The organism is Magnetospirillum moscoviense (assembly GCF_001650635.1).
GTDB classification, from domain to species: Bacteria; Pseudomonadota; Alphaproteobacteria; order Rhodospirillales; family Magnetospirillaceae; genus Magnetospirillum; species Magnetospirillum moscoviense.
The window spans coordinates 17,017-34,039 of record NZ_LWQU01000143.1 but is presented as its reverse complement, the minus strand read 5'-3'; the positions used below and the strand labels follow the sequence as shown (position 1 = coordinate 34,039).

Genomic DNA, 17,023 nt, shown 5'->3' with positions numbered 1-17,023 from the left:
ACCAGCCTCGCTGTACGCCTCGCCGACACCCCAAGAAAGCGAAAACGCCAAGTGTGTGCGCTATGTTAACGCCTATGCGGGTGCGCCTCCCCATCCATTTCGGCGGGTTTCGTCCTAGACCTTTACTCCTATTCGGTTTAACGCTGTCGTTTGCTAACGTTCCAGACGGATGGAGACGGATCGGTGAAACCTGCGGTGTCGGGACGATTGAAGAAATGGGGGCTGGTCGTCCTGGCGGCGGCGCTCGGGTTTCAGATTCACGCCTGGGGCATCCACCGACCCGAGCGGCTCATGGCGCTCTACGCCAAATATATCGAGGGCCAGCCGAACCTGGCCAAGCGGCCGAAATCCCTTGATGGAATCCATCCGGGCGTCAAGGTGACCGATTTTCACCACCTCAACACCCTCGGCGGACCCGAGGATGTCGCGCGGCGGCGCCAGATGGTGACGGATTATGTGTGGCGCGGGTTCGGCCTGCCGTTCGGGGTAAGGCCCGACAAGGTCGAACACGCGGTGGCGTTTCCGCCCCTGATGGGAATATCCAACCTGGCCTCGGTCGATCGCCTGACGATCGAGATGCCGTATGGCATCAAGTCGGTGGCGTTCGTGTTGCATCCCGACAAGGCGCGCTCCTGCCTGATGATCTATCAGGAGGGCCACCTTCATTCCTTCCTCGAGCGCCGGGGCTATCTCGAAAAGGTGGTGGCCGGCGGCTGCACGGCGTTGGCGTTGTCGCTGCCCCTGACCGGGGGCATCAACAATCAGCCGACCATCGATCATCCGCGTTTCGGCGTACTTAATCTGCTCAACGTCGATGCCCTCGAACTGCTGCATACCCGGACCTTCTCGGCCATGGGCTTCTACCTGACCCCGGTGATCGTCGGCCTGAACCATCTGTTGGCGGAGCATTCGTTCGACCGGGTCGGCATGACCGGCTTTTCGGGCGGTGGCTGGGTGACTGTGATGGCCGCGGCGCTGGACCAGCGCATTCAGAGAAGCTACCCGGTGGCCGGCACAGCCACGATACCGGTCTTCGCCGCCGAGCCGGGCTGGGGGGACTGGGTCCAGCGCGATGGCCGCCTGTACGACATCGTCACCTATACCGAACTCTATGTGCTGGGGACGGTACAGCCGGCGCGCCGGCAATTGCAGGTGTTCAACCTGCGAGACGAGTGCTGCTTCCGAGGTCGCAACGCCGAAGCCTACGCCCCCGCGGTTGCCGACAAGGCCCAGGCGCTGGGCGGGTCGTTCGCGGCGATAATCCGCGACGACGGCGAGGTCCATGATTTCACCGAAGGTGCCCAGGCGGGGGTGCTGGCCGATTTCTTCGGCAGCGCGGTAGCCGGCACGAACCCCTCGCCGGACTACCGGTAACGCGACACCAGCTTCAGCATGGTATCCAGGCTGATCGAGGCGAAGGTGGCGCGCGCCGTATCCTCGATCTCGGTCAGCACTTGGCACAGGCCCTGGCCCTCGGGGGTGTCGTCGCCATCCTCGCGCTCGCCCTGGGCGATGGGGTCGATGGTTTCGAACAATTGGATCACGTCCAAAAGCGTGGTGCGCCGGGCGTTGCCGGAAAAGCGATAGCCGCCGCCGGCCCCGCGGACCGCCTCGACCAGGCCGACGCGGCCCAGCGAGCGCAGCACCTTGGCCAGGTGGTTGGTCGAGATGCCGAACTTCTCGGCGATTTCGTTGGCCGACAATTGCCGCGCCGGGTCGGCGGCCAGCTCCAGCACGGCGAACAGGGCGCAACGGGTGGCCTTTTGCAGTTTCATGGCGCCAGATCCGTTTCCAGCTGGATGAAGGGGCCGGCCATCAGGCCCTGGCTGCGAAAGAAGCTCATCACCAGGGTATCGTCACGGGCCAACATGGTGCGGACCTTGGTGACTCCGGCCTTGCGGAAGCGGTCGCACACCGCCTGGAACAGCATCTCGGCGACGCGCATGCCGCGCGCTTCCTGATCGACGCCGATGGCGAACACCCAGCCGCACGGCGGCGAGCCGAATTCCCAGGCGCGAATCTCGCCGATGATGAAGCCCAGCACCTTGTCGCCGTCGGCGGCGCACAGAAAGAAGCGGTTCAGGCGGGTCTTCGAGGCGCGGGGATTGGTTTCGTCGCCCGAACAGGAATAGCGCCCGAAGATATCGTTCCAGTATTCGGGCTTCTCGATGCCGGTGATCTCGACGTCGAGAGCCACGACCTGCGGCAGGTCTTCCGGCCGCGCCAGGCGGATCACATAGGTACGGTCACCCGCACGACACTGCCCTGTGGACATGCGTCACACCTCTCGTTGTTCTTGATTCTGTTCTATGGCAGGGCAAGAAGAATGACAATGGTAAATCGGCACGGAAATGCGGAATTCTTGACGTTGATTAAGTTCTGGGTCCTCACCCCTCGTGGCGGCGATAGGCGATGCAATCGTCGCACACGGTGCCGGCAACGTCCTTGGCCAGGTTGGCGGCGCGCAAATCCTGGAATTTCTGCGAGTTCCACGCTTCCAGGAAGGGTGTCTTGGTCAGGTCGCCCATGTTGAATCGGCCGTCATGGTCGAAGCAGCAGGCCGACAGGTGGCCGTCCCAGGTGACGTGGCCTTCGGTGAACAAGGCCCAGCAGGGCAGCGGGTCGCGCATCGCCTCGGCGCGGCCGACATTGCCGGCCACCGGCATGGTGCCGCGCTCGCCGGTGGTCAGGCCGGCCTGACCGTACAGCGGCAGCCAGTAATGCTGGTCGACGAACGGGGCGATCTTGTCCACCGCCGCCGCCATGCGCTCGCGCTGTTCGCCGTCATACTGGATCGACGAGGCATAAAGGCCGCAGGAATGGCCGGTGCGGGCCGCCACCTCGTCGCGCACGCACCTAGATGCCTGAATGTTGGCGACGACGGTGTCGAAGCAATCGACCCGGGTGATTTCCTTGGCCTGGTCGGCATCGGCCCAGTTGAACGAGAATTTCAGCGAATTCAGCCCGGCCTCGAACAGTGATTTCAGTTTCTCTGGCGTGGCCAGCCGGCCGTTGGTGGTCAGGAAGACGTAAGGATAGCCGAGATCGTGCTTGGCCACGGCGATGGCCTCGGCCAGGCGGGGATACAGCATCGATTCGCCTAGATAGAACATGCCCAGTTCCTGGACGCCGGCCTCGCGCATCTCGCGCATCAGACGGACCAGGAAGTCCCAATCCATGTCGCGCTTGTCGCGCAGGCGCTGGCTGGTGGCGCAGAAGAAGCAGGCCAGGTCGCAGCGCGCCGTCAGCTCGATCTTGACGCTGGGCGGGCAGGGCGGTGTTGCCGTGCGATAGGCGGGGGGGATGCGGGTGATGGCGTCGATGCGTTCGGTGATCATGCGCGGCTGGCCTCCCTGGACACGGACCATGATCTAGCACGGAAGGGTTACCGAACCGTGACCCCGCACCACTGGCGCCACAGGTCGCGCATCGCTTCTTCCAACTGCCGGCAATGGCCGTCGAAATCCATGATCGACGACGAAAGCATGGCCGGGCGCATTGACGTTCGATAATCGGCCAGGCGGTCGGGGCTGGCGGCCAGCGCCGCCGCCTTGTCGATATACTGGTCGGCGGTGAAGGCGGCCAGTTCGGGACAGCCGATCCGGTTCAGGTGGCTGAAGGTGTAGCGCCCATACACGCCCGGCCCCACCAGCGTCACCACCGGCACCCCCATCCACAGCGCATCCTCGCTGGTGCGCCCGCCGGTGAAGGGAATGGTGTCGAGCATGATATCGACGCGGTTCAGGCTGGCCAGATGCTGTTCGTAGCCGGGCACCCGGCCCAGCAATTCCAGCCGCTCGGCGCCGACGCCGTGGGCGGCCAGCCGGTGGCGGACCCGGGCCGCCAGGTCAGGATCGTCCAGGCCGCCGCCCTTCAGCAGCAGGCGCGAGCCGGGCACGCGGGCCAGCACCGAAGCCCACAGGGCCAGGGTCGAGTCCGACAGCTTGGCCGGGTTGTTGAAGCTGGCGAAGGTGACGAAGCCGTTGGCCCGGCTGGGCGGCGGGCCGATGTCGGGGCTGGCATCGTAACGGGTGACCTGGAAGCCGCCAGCCAGCGAGACCGGTTTCTCGACGCACCAATCCTTGACGCGGCCGTCATGATCCAGCCACGGATCGACGATGGTGGCGTCCATCGCCGCCAGGCCCGAGGTCGGCGAGTTGCACAGATAGCTGATCTGCACCGGGGCGGGCTTCCTGGCGCAGACCAGGATGCGGTTGTCGCTCCAATGGCCCATGGGGTGGACCAGGATGTCGATGCGGTCGGCGCGGATGCGCTGGGCCACCTGCTCGTCGCTCATGGCATGGATGAAGCACCAGGCATCGGCATCGGCTTGCATTCGCAGGGTTTCGTCGTCGGGCGCCGGCACATGGGCATAGACCGAGACATGAACCTCGTCGCGATGGTGATGGGCCAGCACCGGGCCGATATTCTGGCGCAGCACATGGTGGTACAGCGCGGGCGACAGATAGGCGATGCGCAAGCGCCGGTTGGCGTCGCGATCGACCAGGGCCGGCCTTGCCAGTTTCGCCAGGGCCGGCTCGCGCATTTGGCCGAAGCGTTTGAACTCGGCCGCCACCTCGAAGGCGTTCACCCCATCCATGAAGGGCAGGGTGACCAGCAGCGAATGGTGCGGCAGCGCCACCTCGGGGGCCAGCGAAATGGCCTCGCGGAAGCAGGCCACCGCCTGATCCATCTCGCCCAGGGTTTCCAGGGCATTGCCCAGATTGGTCAGTTGCGCCGGTGATTTCGGCGCCTGGCGCAGCATGGCGACCGCTTCGGCCGGCCGGCCCAGCTTGTGCAGCGCCTGGCCCAGATTGACCAGGGAATCGGCGAAGGCCGGCGCGCGGTCCAGGGCGCGGCGCAGGGCCTGTTCGGCCCGGTCGGCCCGGCCCAGGCGCAGCAGCGCCCGGCCCAGATTGTTGAGCGGGCGCGGGTCGGCGGGCGAGAGCTTCGCCGCCTGTTCGAACAGCTCGATGGAGGTGGCCGGGTCGGGGCCGTCGGCCAGCAGGGTGGCCAGGTTATAGGCGGCGTCGCCCAGGGTGGGATCGGCGGCGAAGGCCCGGCGGAAGGCCTGCTGGGCGCCGTCCAGGTCGGCCAAGGCGTATCGCGCGTTGCCCAGGGTGTTCCACGCCTTGGCGTGATCGGGCGCCAGTTCGACGGCGCGTTGCGCTAGGGGGATTGCTTCGGCCGGCTTGCCCCGTTGCAGGCAGACGACGGCCAGCAGGTGATGGGCCTCGGCATGGTCGGGGCAGGCGGCGATGACCGAACGATAGACCGGCTCGGCCTGGTCCAGCCGGCCGGCGCGGTGGTCGGCCAGGGCGGCGGCCAAGGCGTCGTCGAATGCGCTCATCGGGTCGCCATCGGCTCGTACCAGTCGCGGGCGAAGCCGGCCCGGGCGCGGGCGTCATGGTTGAACGGGCTTTTCAGCCCCCCGGGGAAGCGGGCGGTCAGCAGGGATTGGTACAGGGCCTTGGCATCCTGGCCCCGGGCCTCGGCCAGATGGGTGAACCAGCGCACTCCGGCGGCGACATGGGTGATCTCGTCTCGGTAGATCAGCTCAAGGGCCGGCGGCGTCAGCGTGTCGCCGTTGGCGGCCAGCTTGGCCATGGTGGCCGGCGTGGTGTCGAGGCCGCGCGCTTCCAGCGTCATCGGCACCACCACCAGGCGGGCGGCCAGGTCGTCGGCGGTCTTCTCGGCGGCCTGCCACAGCCCGTCATGGGCCGGCAGGTCGCCATAGGCGGCGCCCAATCGGGCCAGCAGATCGACCAGCATCTCGAAATGGACGGCCTCGTCCAGCGCCACCTGGACCCAATCGTCATAGAAGGCCTTGGGCATGGCATCGTTGGGAAAGCGGGCGACGATGTCCCAGGCCAGGTCGATGGCGTTCAGCTCGATATGGGCCAGGGCGTGCAGCAGGCCGATGCGGCCCTTGTCGCCGCCGTAAGCCCGCTTGGGCATCTCGCGCGGGGGCAACAATGCCGGTCGGGCCGGCCGGGCCGGGCGGGGCGGCGGCGGGCAATCACCGATGGCGGTGATCCGGCCCTGGTGCCAATCGGCGGCCAGGGCGCGGGTCAGCCGACATTTCTGGGTGGCATCATTGGTGGCGAGGACGCTGATCGCGGCCTCGGACAGGCTGGTCATCCGACAATCCTTTTCAGGATGTCGGCCGCGTGGCCGGTGACCTTGACCTTGCGCCATTCGGCCATCAGCACGCCCTGTTCGTCGATCAGGAAGGTGGAACGCTCGATGCCCATATAGGTGCGGCCATACATCGATTTCTGCTTCCACACCCCGAACAGTTCGCAAAGCGCGCCGGTTTCGTCGGACGCCAGCGGGAAGGGCAATTCATGCTTGGCGCGGAACTTGGCGTGGCTGGTCAGGCTATCCTTGGACACGCCCAGGATGGCGGCGCCGGCCTTTTCGAATTCGGCCATGGCGTCGCGGAACTGCTTGGCCTCGGTGGTGCAGCCCGAGGTGTCGTCCTTGGGATAGAAGTACAGAACCAGCTTGCGGCCGGCATAATCGGCCAGGCGACGCGGGCCTTCGTCGGTGATTGTTTCAAAGGCGGGGATTGCTTGTCCAACACTGACGCTCATCTTGGTGTTCCTTTCAGGTTTCGTCGGGGCCGATGCGTTCGCGCACCAGCCGACCCGGCTGGCCGACCAGGCGATCGAACACCTCGAGGGCGGCCTGGGCGCAATCGTCCATGCGATCGACCAGGGTCTTGAAATCCACCAATCCGGTGGTGCGGACCAGCACGTCCTTCAGGCCGCTGGGCGCGGTCTTTTCGTCGAAATTACCGGCGATGGTCTGGCGCAGCACCAATTGCACCGCCGACCACAGCCGCCAGGCCTCGACCAGGCAATCGCGGTCGGCATCGGCCAGAAGGCCGGCCGCCGCCGCCCGGTCCAGGGCGTCCTTGGTGTTGGTGCCAAAGATGCCGGGATGCGTGGCGCCGTGGCGCAATTGCAGATACTGGGCGGTGAACTCGATATCGACCAGGCCGCCGCGCAGATGCTTGACCTCCCAGTGGCTGGCGGCCTTGTGCTCGCGGGCCATGCGCTCGCGCATCTCGGCGACGTCCATCACCAGCCGGTCGGGATCGCGGGCACGGCCCAGGGTGCGGCCGATCAGATCCTCGACCTTGGCGCCGACATCGCCCTTGGCGGTGACCACCCGCGCCCGGGTCAGGGCCATGTGCTCCCAGGTCCAGGCGGAATCGGCCTGATAGCGTTCGAACGCCTCGATGCTGGCGGCGATCGGGCCGGAATTGCCCGATGGCCGCAGCCGCATGTCGACCTCGTACAAGGTGCCCTCGCCGGTCTGGGCGGTCAGGGCGTTGACGATGCGCTGGGTCAGGCGGGCGAACCAGACCGGCGCCGCCAGCGGGCGGGTCCCATCGGATTCGGTGGCCGGGTCCGGGCAGTCATAGACCAGGATCAGGTCCATGTCCGAGGTGGCGGTCATCTCGTGGCCGCCCATCTTGCCCAAGGCCAGGATGCACCACGATCCATTGGGGACATGGCCGTGGGCGCGGGCGAATTCCGCCTCGACCCAGGGGCACAGGCGATCCAGCACCGCATCGGCGATGTCGGCGAAGGCGCGCGCGGCCTTTTCCGGAGCCAGCATGGCCCGAAGGGTCTGCACGCCGACCTGGAACTTGCGGTCGGCCGCCCACCGGCGCGAGATGTCCAGCACCTCCTGATAATCGGTGGCCTCGGCCAGGGCCTTTTCCAGATCGGCGGCCAGCGCTTCGAATGGCGGCGGCGGTTCGGAAAAGGCCGGCGTCAGCACCGAATCCAGCAAATTGGGGCGATGCGCCAGGTGCTGGGCCAGCTTGGGGGCGTTGCCCATCAACTCGGCCACCAGATCCAGCAGCGACGGATTGGAATAGAACAGCGAGAACACCGGCACGCCGGCCGGCAACCGCGACAGGAACTCGTCGAAGCGCATGAAGGCGTCGTCGGGGCTGGCGGTGGCGGCCAGGGCCGACAACAGGGTCGGCGTCAACTCGGTTAACAGCTCGCGCGCGCGGGTCGAGCGGGTGGCGCGGATGCGGCCATGGTGCCAGCCGCGAATGGTCGAACACACCGAATCGGCGTTGGCGAAGCCCATGCCGGTGATGGTGCCGACCGTCTCGGGGTCGTTCTCGCCGCCGGTGAACACCAGATTGCCGCCGACGCTTAGGGCCGGAGCCTCCTCGAACAGGCCGGCATAATGGGTTTCGACGGTCTGCAGCCGCCTGGTCAGGCCGGCGGCGAAGGCGTCAATCCCGTCGAAGCCGCAAAAGCCGGCGATCTCGGCCAGCCGCTCGGGGGAATCGGGCAGGGTCTGGGTTTGCTTGTCGTCGATCATCTGCAGCCGGTGTTCCAACTGGCGCAGGAAACGGTAGGCCTCTTCCAGTTCGGTCGCGGCATGGGCATCGACATGGCCGGCCGCCGCCAGGGCGTGCAGCGCGTCCAGCGTGCGCGAGCTGCGCACCTCGGGCTGGCGGCCACCCCAGATCAGCTGCTGGGTCTGGGCGAAGAACTCGATCTCGCGGATGCCGCCGCGGCCCAGCTTGATGTTGTGGCCGGCCACCGCGATGGCGCGGCCGCCGCGATGGGCGTTGATCTGGCGCTTGATGGAATGGATGTCCTGGATGGCGGCGAAATCCAGCGACTTGCGCCAGATGAAGGGCCTAAGGAAGCGGATGAAGGCGGCCCCGGCCGCCGCGTCGCCGGCCACCGGGCGCGCCTTGATCATGGCGGCGCGTTCCCAGTTCTGGCCGAAGCCCTCGTAATAGCTTTCCGCCGCCACCAGCGACACCGCGACCGGAGTGGCGCCGGGATCGGGGCGCAGGCGCAGATCGGTGCGGAAGACGTAGCCGTCGACGGTGCGCTCGTCCAGGATCTTCACCAGATCCTTGGTCAGGGCGATCATGCATTCGGGCAGCGACTTACGGCCGCGATAATCCAGCTTCTCGTGGTCGTAGAAGACGATGATGTCGATGTCGGACGAATAATTCAGTTCGCGGGCGCCGAACTTGCCCATGCCCAGCACGATGACCCCGCAATCCTTCTCGGGGTCCTCGGGGTGGGCCAGCACCAGATTGCCGCGTTGGGCCTCGCGCCGCAGCAGGAAGGCCAGGCCCTGTCGGCAGGCCAGCTCGGCAAGGTCGGACAGCGCCCCGGTGACCATCTCCAGCGGCCAGGCCCCCGAAATGTCGGCCGCCGCCGCCAACAAGGCGACGCGACGCTTGGCCGTGCGCAATGCGGTCATCAGGCGGGCCTGGTCGGTCTCGTCGGCCAGCTGGGCCTTCACGGATTCCATCAGGTCGGCCAGGGCCTGGTCCGGCCCGGTCTCGACGGCGTCGCACAGGAAGGCCGGCTCGAAGGCGGCGCAATGGGTCAGGAACGGCGAGTGGGCGAAAAGGGCGCCCAGCAGCGTCGCCGCCTTCAAATCGCCCGAAAGTGCCCGCATCCTGGCGGCCAAGGTGGGATCGTCGCATTGGGCGGCGGCTTCCTCCCAGCGTTCGAAACCGAGCGCCTGCCGGGCCGGGTCGCCGGCGGCGGGCAAAACCCGTTCATCGATTGGAAACTTCACCTTGTTATGTCCTTGCGGGTGTGATTGCTTCCCAACTTGGCCGAAGCAACGCGGCAGGGTCAAGTCGGTCTTGGAGGCGAAGGTCTAGTGGTTCACGGCGCGGTCAGAAGTCTGTTCCAACTTCTAGGTGCCCTTGTTGTCGGTTTGTTGGTCGCGTTGCCGGTGCTCCTGTGGCGTTTGTCCGAGGGGCCGATCTCGCTCGCGTTCCTGACGCCCTACATCGAGGAAGCGCTGACCGCCAGGGATGGCGGCTTTTCCGTGCGCCTGGACGACACCGTACTGGCGCTGTCGGGCAAGGGCAACCGGCTGGAGATTCGCGCCATCGGCGTGCAGGCCTTCGCGGGCGAGTCGCCCCAGCCGGTGGCGGTCATCCCGGAAATGGCGCTGAGCTTGAACGGCCGGGCCCTGTTCAGGGGCGTCATCGCGCCCAATTCCATCAGCCTTTATCGTCCCCGCCTGATGTTGGTGCGCGGAACCGACGGCAACATCCAGTGGGGGATCGGCGTCGAGCATGGAATCGAGGCCCCGGTTGCCGATACCGGTGCCGCCGATCCGGTGCGCCGCCTGCTGGAAACGCTGGTCGGCGAGCCCGACCCCAGCCAGCCCGGCCGACATCTGCAGCGTGCCGCCATCATCGACGCCGACCTGATGGTCGATGACCGCCTGCTGGGTGTGCAGTGGCACGCCCCCGATGCCGATCTGACCATGAAAAGGGTACCGCAGGGCCTGACGGTATCGACGTCGATGGCGCTGGACCTGGCCGGCGAGCAGGGCTCGCTCGAGGGCGAGGCGACCTATGCCAAGGCCGACAATTCCATCAAGGGCGAGCTGTTCATCAGCGGCATCCGCCCGGCCGCCCTGGCGCGGATCGGCGGGCCGCTGACCCAGCTGAAGCTGTTGGACCTGCCGCTGGCCGGCACGGTGCGGGTCAAGGGGCGCCTTGACGGCAGCCTTCCCGACCTGGAAATCGAGATGGCCGGCGGCGCCGGCACCCTGGATCTGCCGGCACCCGTCGATATGCATCGCACCGTCGATAGCGTTTCGTTGAAGCTGGCGGCCCGGGCCGGGCTCAGCCAGGTCGCCTTGCAGGAACTGGCCATCGATTTCGGCGGGCCGGTCCTGTCGTTGACCGCCAAGGCCGAGGGCCTGGGCGGGGCCAGCCAGGTCACGCTGGATGCCACCCTGACCAATGTGCCCTTCGACGAACTGCCCCGGCTGTGGCCGGCCATCGTCGCCCCCAACGCCCGCGAATGGGTGTTGGCCAACATGTCCAAGGGCATCGCCCGCGAGGCGAAGGCGTCGATTTCCGGCCGTTCGGCGCTGGGCACCTTCGAGGATTTGGTGATCGACCATGTCGGCGGCGAGATCAAGGGCGACGGCGTCACCGTCGATTATCTGCGCCCGATGCCGGCGGTGAAGAACGCCGCCGCCATCGCCACCTTCGACACCAAGGATTTCCGCATCAACGTCAAGGCCGGCGACGTCTATGGCCTGAAGGCCAAGGAAGGGCTGATCATCCTGGGCGGCCTGGACCAGCCCGACCAGTTCGCCGACATCGACCTGACCATCAGTGGGCCGGCCGCCGACGCCTTGAAGGTGATCGACAGCAAGCCGCTTCGCTATGCCCAGGCGCTGGGCATCGACCCGCAGACGGTGGGCGGCGACGCCCAGGCGCGGGTCCGCCTGAAGTTCCCGCTCTTGAAGAATCTGCGTCTCGACGACGTGTCGGTCAACGTCACCGCCCAGGTCAAGAAGATCAGCCTGCCGCAGGTGGTGATGGGCCTGGACCTGACCGACGGCGAACTGGACCTGACCGTCGATGCCAAGGGCCTGGACGCCAAGGGGCCGATCGTCCTGGGCTCGATCCCCGGCGATCTGAAATGGCGCGAGAATTTCTCGAAGAACGCGCCCTTCCGCTCGCGCTACGACGTCAAGGCACCGGCCATCGACGAAGCCCAGCGGCGCCTGTTGGGCCTGGACACGGTGCCGTTCGTGGCGCCCTTCCTGACCGGCCCGGTGGCGACCCAGGTGACCGCCATCTTGTATGGCGGCGGCCGGGGCGACATCGAGGTGCGCGCCGACCTGTCCACCGCCGCCATGCAGCTGCCCGGCCTGGGTTGGCGCAAAGAGGTGCGCACCACCGGCGGCGCCGAGCTGTCGATCCGCCTGGAAAACAACAAGCTGGCCGCCATCCCGCGTTTCGTGGTCAATGCCGGCGACCTATCGACCAAGGGCTCGGTGGGGTTCGGGAGCGACGGCAAGATCCGCCGGGTCGAGTTCGCCCGGCTGGCCTATGGCGGGCGCACCGACATCGAGGGCGCCATCGGGTTCCGCCCCAACGGCGCCGGCCTGGACATCACCGCCAGGGGCGAGCAATTCAACGCCGAGCCGATCGTCGGCAAGGAAGACGAGCGGGCCGGCGATGCCGAGGCGCGCGCCCGTGACGGCGCCAGGAAGCGCAAGGCCGACCTGCCGCCGATGAGTGTCACCGGCCAGATCAAGACCATGTGGCTGTCGAAATCGGGCAAGCTGACCAATGCCAGCGTCGCCCTGGCCCGCGACGGCGACGACTGGCACACCGTGACCGCCAGGGGCGGTTTGCCCGGCGACAAGCATTTCCTGGCCGAGATCAGGCCGGGCGGCCCGAAGCGGCGCACCGTCAAGGTCAGCTCGGACGATGCCGGCGAAACCCTGCGCGCCTTCGACAGCTACGAGCATCTGATGGGCGGCAGCCTCGAGGTCGAGGGCGCCTATGACGACAGCAAGGAAGACCAGCCGCTGTCCGGATTGGTCCGCATCACCGATTACAACATCGTCAAGGCGCCGGCCCTGGCCCGATTGCTGACGGTGGCGGCGCTGACCGGCATCGTCGATGTGCTGAAGGGCGAAGGGGTCGGCTTCTCGACGCTGGACGCGCCCTTCACCCTGACCGACGGCTTGCTGACGGTGAAGGACGCCCGCGCCTATGGCGCCGCGCTGGGCATCACCGGCTCGGGCGAGATCGACGTCGATGCCAGCCGCATCGCCCTGGAAGGGACGGTGGTGCCGGCCTATGCACTCAATTCGGCGCTGGGCAAGATCCCGGTGCTGGGCTGGCTGATCACCGGCGGCGAGAAGGGCGGCGGCCTGGTCGCCTTCAACTACCGCATGAAGGGACCGACAGCCGATCCCGACGTGTGGGTCAATCCGCTGTCGGCGCTGACGCCGGGCTTTTTGCGCAACCTGTTCAACATCTTCGACGACGGCTCGGAAACCGAGGCCCGGAAACGCCCGACCCCGACCAAGAAGCCGCCGCCAGAGACAGCGCCCGCGCAATAATCGATCAAAGCCTGGTCAGCAGGCTTTCCGCCAAGGCGATCCCCTCGGCGTTGCGCGCCTGTTGCAGGCTGCGCGCCGCCGGCAGCAGGTTGGCGATGCAGGTCTTGGCGTCACGGCGCAGGCGGGCGGTCTCGCGCCGTTCCCGCCGGGCCTCCAATTCATCGACCGCCATCGCCGCCAGTTCCTTCAGCAGGCGGGCATCCCGATCCGACAGGGGCGAGCGGGCCTGGCTGTCGATGATGCACAAGGTGCCCATGGCCAGATCATCGTTGGTGACCAGTGGCGCGCCGGCATAGAAGCGGATGTGCGGGGCGCCCGACACCAGCGGATTGTCGCGAAAGCGCGGGTCCAGCGGGGCGTCGGGGACCACCATCACCTCGCGGCCCATGATCGCGTGGGTACAAAACGAGATTTCGCGCGGGGTCTCCTTCGCTTCCAGGCCAACCGCCGACTTGAACCATTGGCGGTTGGCATCGACCAGCGACAGCAAGGCGATGGGGGCCTCGAAGGCGACCGCAGCAATACGGGTCAGTCGGTCGAAGCATTCCTCGTGCTCGGTATCCAGGATGCCGTAGCGCACCAGGCAAGCCAAGCGCTCGGCTTCGTTGACGGGCAGTTCCATGGTGAGGCTCCAGCCTTGTGCAGACCTCCATGTTATTCCGTCGGTATGGGATTGCAAGGGGACTGGACCGGCCGGCGTTGACTCGCCTACCGGCGGGCCGTAGGCTCTTGCCGAGATTGGAAAGTCCTGGCCGGGGAAGGTATTTGGTGTCCGAATCCGCATTCAACCGCACCGAGGCGGCGATCGATCGCCTGGGGACCGCCATCGACCGGCTGGAATCGGCCGCCGCCCGGGTCGGCGCCGGCGATTTGCTGCTGGCCGGCGAATTGCGCGACGCCCGCGACCAGCAGGCCGCCTTGGCCGACACCAACCGGGTGGTCTCGGCCCGGCTTGACCAGGCGATCGCCCGCCTGCGCACCCTGCTCGAGGAGTGAAGCCGGTGGCCGTCGTCTCCGTCACCGTCAACGGCCGTGTCTACGAGATCGGCTGTGACGATTCGCAAATCGCGCGCATCCAGCAACTGGGCCGCATGGTCGATGACAAGGCGCAGGAATTGCTGCGCCAGATCGGCACCGTTCCCGATTCCCGCCTGCTGGTGATGGTCGGGCTGATGCTGGCCGACGAATTGACCGAGGCGCGCGATCTGGTCAAGGCGGCCGGAACCGACCTTGCCGCCGTCGCCGAGGGCGACAACCGCATGGCCGCCGGCATCGAGGCTTTGGCCGGCCGGATCGAAAGCATTGCGGATCGTCTGGAAAGGTCCTAGTTTGAACCCTAGGGAGCGGCCCGCTGCGCGGTTCGTCAGGCAGCTAATGTCCCTGGGGCGATAATGATCCTCATGGGAGCTGTCCCTGTCGGGGCCCTGGCCCCGACACATGGTGCCCACCTGTTCACACAGGCCACGGAGGACTTACAACGCCAACGGCCGAGGCGGCACCGCTCCCGCATGACCTCACCTTTCGACAAGCCCGCCCTTCGCCTTCTGGCCCGCCATCGGCGGGCCGCGGCCTTCGCCGCCCGCCCCGATGCTGGGCAGGCCTTGGCCGGCTTCGTCGATGACCTGGATATTCCCGACAGCGCCGTGGTGGCCGGCTATTGGCCGATGGCCGACGAGATCGATCCCCGTCCTTTGATGGAGGTTCTGGCCGGCACCGGCTGTCGCCTGTGCCTGCCGGTGGTCGAGACCAGGGCCGCACCCTTGCTGTTCCGCGCCTGGCAGCCGGGCCAGGCCCTGGAGCCCGGCCCGCACGGCACGTTCCATCCCGCGGCCCAGGCGGAAGTCGTGGTGCCGGGTGTGCTGCTGGTGCCGCTTCTGGCCTTCGACGAAAGCCTGCACCGGCTGGGCTATGGCGGCGGCTATTACGATCGCACCTTGCAATCCCTGCGCTTGGCCGGGCCGGTTCGGGCCGTCGGCCTGGCCTTCGCCGCCCAACGGCTGGACAGCCTGCCGGCCGAAGCGGATGATCAGCGATTGGATGCGGTTCTGACCGAGTGTGGTTTGATCCTCGCGGAGGAATGATGCGGATTTTGTTTGTCGGTGACGTGGTCGGCCGGTCGGGCCGGGATGTGGTGGTGTCGCGAATGGCGGAAATCCGCAGCCGGCTGGCGCTGGACTTCGTTGTCGCCAATGGCGAGAATTCCGCCCACGGCTTCGGCATCACGCCTAAATTCTGCGAGGAATTCTATGCGGCGGGCGTCGATGTGGTGACGCTGGGCAACCATAGCTGGGACCAGCGCGAGATCTTGCCCTATATCGACGGCGATGGCCGCCTGCTCCGGCCCTTGAATTATCCGGCCGGCACGCCGGGCAAGGGGGTGGGGATCTATCCGGCCACCCGGGGCCGCAAGGTGATGGTGGTGCAGGTGATGGGCCGGCTGTTCATGGACCCGCTGGACGACCCCTTCGCCGCCCTCGAGCGAGAACTGAACCGGATGCGGCTGGGGCCGGGCGGGGCCGAGGCGATCATCGTCGATATCCACGCCGAGGCCACTTCCGAGAAGATGGCCATCGGCCACACCGCCGACGGCCGCGCCTCGCTGGTGGTGGGCAGCCATTCGCATATCCCCACCGCCGACTGCCAGATCCTGCCCAAGGGCACCGCCTATCAGACCGACGCCGGCATGTGCGGCGATTACGATTCGGTGATCGGCATGAAGAAGGACGCCGCCATCCACAAATTCGTCCGCAAGATGCCGGGCGAGCGGCTGTCGCCGGCCGAAGGTCCCGGCACCTTGTGCGGCGTGGTAGTGGAAACCGACGACCGCACCGGCCTGGCGGTCAGGGTGGCGCCGCTGCGCCTGGGCGCCCGGCTGGCCGAGACCTGGCCCGATTGGTGACGATCAGAGGGACCTGAACAGCCTTCCGCCGGCCAGCGCGGCCAGGCCCGACATCGCCGCCACCGCGCCCAGGTGCCAGACCAGGGCGATGATGGCCGTCTCGGAATGGTGGAACAGCTCCAGCGCCGCCGTCCCCAGGGCCGCGGCGGCCAGTGCGGCCAGGGCGGCGGTGCGGGCCGGATGCAGGCTGGCGCCCTTGCGGGCCAGCCACACCAGCGCCAGGGCGGGCAGGGCGCCGGCCATCAGGATTTCCGGGAAGCATTGCGGCGTGCCGATGCCGGCCAGCGCATCCGGCCCCTGCACCAGCCATTGGCGCCAGCAGCCGTCGCCGGTCACCGCCAGCCACAGGGCGGCCGGGATCAGGGGCACGGCCTGGCGGATGCCCGGCAGCCCCGGCACCGTCGAGGCCAGCGCCGCCCAGCCTGCACTGACGCCGGTGGCCAGGGCGGCGATCAGGCCCAGTAGGAAGCGGGGATCACCCAGGCGCTGGGCCAGGTCGGCACGCGGGCCTTCCAGCCACACCAGCACCGCCAGCACCGGAAGCGCCAATGCCAGCCAGCGGCCCAGGCGGACGGCCGGGCTGGGCAGCGGCTCCACCGGGGTAAGGTGGTCGGTCAGATCGCGGATCAGCGTGTCGGTGTTCATCGGTCCAGCTTCTCCTTCAGCGCCTTGATGGCGCGGTGAACCGCCACCTTCAAGGCGCCGACGCTTTGGCCGCTGGCGGCCGAGGCCTCGGCCAGCGACATTTCCTTCAGCTTCACCAGCTCGATCGCCTGGCGTTGGCCGGCCGGCAGGTCGGCGACGGCGCGGCGCAGCGGCTCGGCATCCAGTGCATGGATATTCGTTTCAATGGCCGAAAAGGTTTCAGCCGCTTCGTCGAATTCCTCCTCGCGGCCGCTGCGGCGATAGCGCTTGCGCAGGCCGTCGGCGACGCGGCGCTCGACGATGGCCGCCAGCCACGGCAGGAACGGCCGGGTCGGGTCATAGGTGTGGCGCACCGCATGCAGGGTCAACAGCGCGTCCTGCACCACGTCCTCGGCATCGGCGGCGCCGTGCCAGCGCCGGCCGACCAGGCGGCGCACCACCGGAACCAGATCGGCCAGCAGCCGGCCATAGGCTGCCTTGTCGCCGGCCTGCGCCGCCGCCATCCATGCCCGCCATTGGCTGTCCTGATCCATGGCCGGTATTGGAAGGCCAACGCCGGCCGACGGCAACCGCAAA

General features: G+C 67.4%; 16 protein-coding genes and 1 other RNA gene. 7 read left to right on the top strand and 10 right to left on the bottom strand.

All coding sequences use genetic code 11. The annotated features are described in order from the left end of the window. Positions 1 to 183: 183 nt before the first annotated feature. Positions 184 to 1,374, top strand: coding sequence for a hypothetical protein (locus A6A05_RS11990; RefSeq protein WP_156521029.1), 1,191 nt, complete (start codon positions 184 to 186; stop codon positions 1,372 to 1,374). Here the strand turns inward: A6A05_RS11990 and A6A05_RS11985 are convergent. The 7 genes from A6A05_RS11985 to A6A05_RS11955 form a co-directional block, all read right to left on the bottom strand. After that, positions 1,365 to 1,775, bottom strand: coding sequence for an Rrf2 family transcriptional regulator (locus A6A05_RS11985; protein ID WP_068501184.1), 411 nt, complete (start codon positions 1,773 to 1,775; stop codon positions 1,365 to 1,367). The two genes, A6A05_RS11990 and A6A05_RS11985, sit on opposite strands and share 10 nt — an antisense overlap. Then, the gene (locus A6A05_RS11980; RefSeq protein WP_068501182.1) at positions 1,772 to 2,275 is read right to left on the bottom strand and encodes a GNAT family N-acetyltransferase; all 504 of its coding nucleotides are present in this window, start codon (positions 2,273 to 2,275) and stop codon (positions 1,772 to 1,774) included. The genes A6A05_RS11985 and A6A05_RS11980 overlap by 4 nt, the downstream gene beginning before the upstream one ends. 112 nt (positions 2,276 to 2,387) lie before the next feature. After that, a complete protein-coding gene (locus A6A05_RS11975) occupies positions 2,388 to 3,338 on the bottom strand; it encodes a radical SAM/SPASM domain-containing protein (RefSeq protein ID WP_068501179.1) in 951 nt (316 codons plus the stop codon). Positions 3,339 to 3,385: 47 nt separating this feature from the next. Further along, positions 3,386 to 5,350: an O-linked N-acetylglucosamine transferase, SPINDLY family protein gene (locus A6A05_RS11970; protein WP_068501176.1), complete on the bottom strand. Its 1,965-nt coding sequence runs from the start codon at positions 5,348 to 5,350 to the stop codon at positions 3,386 to 3,388. Then, the gene (locus A6A05_RS11965) at positions 5,347 to 6,141 is read right to left on the bottom strand and encodes a ferritin-like domain-containing protein (protein ID WP_068501173.1); all 795 of its coding nucleotides are present in this window, start codon (positions 6,139 to 6,141) and stop codon (positions 5,347 to 5,349) included. The genes A6A05_RS11970 and A6A05_RS11965 overlap by 4 nt, the downstream gene beginning before the upstream one ends. Next, entirely contained in the window at positions 6,138 to 6,596 is a 459-nt protein-coding gene (locus tag A6A05_RS11960) for a peroxiredoxin (RefSeq protein ID WP_068501170.1), read from the bottom strand. Before A6A05_RS11960 ends, A6A05_RS11965 begins: the two co-directional genes overlap by 4 nt. A gap of 13 nt (positions 6,597 to 6,609) precedes the next feature. Then, on the bottom strand, positions 6,610 to 9,585 hold the full coding sequence (locus tag A6A05_RS11955; RefSeq protein ID WP_068501167.1) for a bifunctional [glutamine synthetase] adenylyltransferase/[glutamine synthetase]-adenylyl-L-tyrosine phosphorylase: 2,976 nt from the start codon (positions 9,583 to 9,585) through the stop codon (positions 6,610 to 6,612). A gap of 162 nt (positions 9,586 to 9,747) precedes the next feature. On the opposite strand from A6A05_RS11955, the gene A6A05_RS11950 reads away from it, so the two are divergent. After that, on the top strand, positions 9,748 to 12,903 hold the full coding sequence (locus A6A05_RS11950) for a YhdP family protein (protein ID WP_245644282.1): 3,156 nt from the start codon (positions 9,748 to 9,750) through the stop codon (positions 12,901 to 12,903). 4 nt (positions 12,904 to 12,907) lie between these two features. Here the strand turns inward: A6A05_RS11950 and A6A05_RS11945 are convergent, their stop codons facing one another. Beyond that, positions 12,908 to 13,525, bottom strand: a complete 618-nt coding sequence (locus A6A05_RS11945) for a GAF domain-containing protein (protein ID WP_068501160.1) — start codon at positions 13,523 to 13,525, stop codon at positions 12,908 to 12,910. A 146-nt stretch (positions 13,526 to 13,671) separates the two neighbouring features. Between A6A05_RS11945 and A6A05_RS11940 the strand changes: the two genes are divergently transcribed. The 5 genes from A6A05_RS11940 to A6A05_RS11920 all read left to right on the top strand — a co-directional run bounded on the left by A6A05_RS11940 (position 13,672) and on the right by A6A05_RS11920 (position 15,802). After that, positions 13,672 to 13,899: a hypothetical protein gene (locus A6A05_RS11940; protein WP_245644281.1), complete on the top strand. Its 228-nt coding sequence runs from the start codon at positions 13,672 to 13,674 to the stop codon at positions 13,897 to 13,899. Between the two features lie 5 nt (positions 13,900 to 13,904). Further along, entirely contained in the window at positions 13,905 to 14,231 is a 327-nt protein-coding gene (locus tag A6A05_RS11935; RefSeq protein ID WP_068501195.1) for a cell division protein ZapA, read from the top strand. A 17-nt stretch (positions 14,232 to 14,248) separates the two neighbouring features. Continuing rightward, a non-coding RNA gene (gene ssrS, locus A6A05_RS11930) (6S RNA) lies at positions 14,249 to 14,404 on the top strand. 7 nt (positions 14,405 to 14,411) lie between these two features. After that, the gene (locus A6A05_RS11925) at positions 14,412 to 14,984 is read left to right on the top strand and encodes a 5-formyltetrahydrofolate cyclo-ligase (protein WP_068501157.1); all 573 of its coding nucleotides are present in this window, start codon (positions 14,412 to 14,414) and stop codon (positions 14,982 to 14,984) included. Beyond that, positions 14,984 to 15,802, top strand: a complete 819-nt coding sequence (locus A6A05_RS11920; protein ID WP_068501154.1) for a TIGR00282 family metallophosphoesterase — start codon at positions 14,984 to 14,986, stop codon at positions 15,800 to 15,802. The genes A6A05_RS11925 and A6A05_RS11920 overlap by 1 nt, the downstream gene beginning before the upstream one ends. 3 nt (positions 15,803 to 15,805) lie before the next feature. Here A6A05_RS11920 and A6A05_RS11915 read toward each other — a convergent pair whose 3' ends face one another. Continuing rightward, on the bottom strand, positions 15,806 to 16,447 hold the full coding sequence (locus A6A05_RS11915; protein ID WP_082910906.1) for an NrsF family protein: 642 nt from the start codon (positions 16,445 to 16,447) through the stop codon (positions 15,806 to 15,808). Continuing rightward, positions 16,444 to 16,980, bottom strand: coding sequence for a sigma-70 family RNA polymerase sigma factor (locus tag A6A05_RS11910; protein WP_068501152.1), 537 nt, complete (start codon positions 16,978 to 16,980; stop codon positions 16,444 to 16,446). Before A6A05_RS11910 ends, A6A05_RS11915 begins: the two co-directional genes overlap by 4 nt. Positions 16,981 to 17,023: the final 43 nt, after the last annotated feature.

What these genes read in the sequence shown, in the direction of transcription:
- A6A05_RS11975 (WP_068501179.1), bottom strand. Translation starts at nt 3,338, where the DNA reads ATGATCACCGAACGCATCGACGCCATCACCCGCATCCCCCCCGCCTAT.
- A6A05_RS11985 (WP_068501184.1), bottom strand. Translation starts at nt 1,775, where the DNA reads ATGAAACTGCAAAAGGCCACCCGTTGCGCCCTGTTCGCCGTGCTGGAG.
- A6A05_RS11920 (WP_068501154.1), top strand. Translation starts at nt 14,984, where the DNA reads ATGCGGATTTTGTTTGTCGGTGACGTGGTCGGCCGGTCGGGCCGGGAT.
- A6A05_RS11915 (WP_082910906.1), bottom strand. Translation starts at nt 16,447, where the DNA reads ATGAACACCGACACGCTGATCCGCGATCTGACCGACCACCTTACCCCG.
- A6A05_RS11970 (WP_068501176.1), bottom strand. Translation starts at nt 5,350, where the DNA reads ATGAGCGCATTCGACGACGCCTTGGCCGCCGCCCTGGCCGACCACCGC.
- A6A05_RS11910 (WP_068501152.1), bottom strand. Translation starts at nt 16,980, where the DNA reads ATGGATCAGGACAGCCAATGGCGGGCATGGATGGCGGCGGCGCAGGCC.
- A6A05_RS11960 (WP_068501170.1), bottom strand. Translation starts at nt 6,596, where the DNA reads ATGAGCGTCAGTGTTGGACAAGCAATCCCCGCCTTTGAAACAATCACC.
- A6A05_RS11980 (WP_068501182.1), bottom strand. Translation starts at nt 2,275, where the DNA reads ATGTCCACAGGGCAGTGTCGTGCGGGTGACCGTACCTATGTGATCCGC.
- A6A05_RS11925 (WP_068501157.1), top strand. Translation starts at nt 14,412, where the DNA reads ATGACCTCACCTTTCGACAAGCCCGCCCTTCGCCTTCTGGCCCGCCAT.
- A6A05_RS11965 (WP_068501173.1), bottom strand. Translation starts at nt 6,141, where the DNA reads ATGACCAGCCTGTCCGAGGCCGCGATCAGCGTCCTCGCCACCAATGAT.
- A6A05_RS11945 (WP_068501160.1), bottom strand. Translation starts at nt 13,525, where the DNA reads ATGGAACTGCCCGTCAACGAAGCCGAGCGCTTGGCTTGCCTGGTGCGC.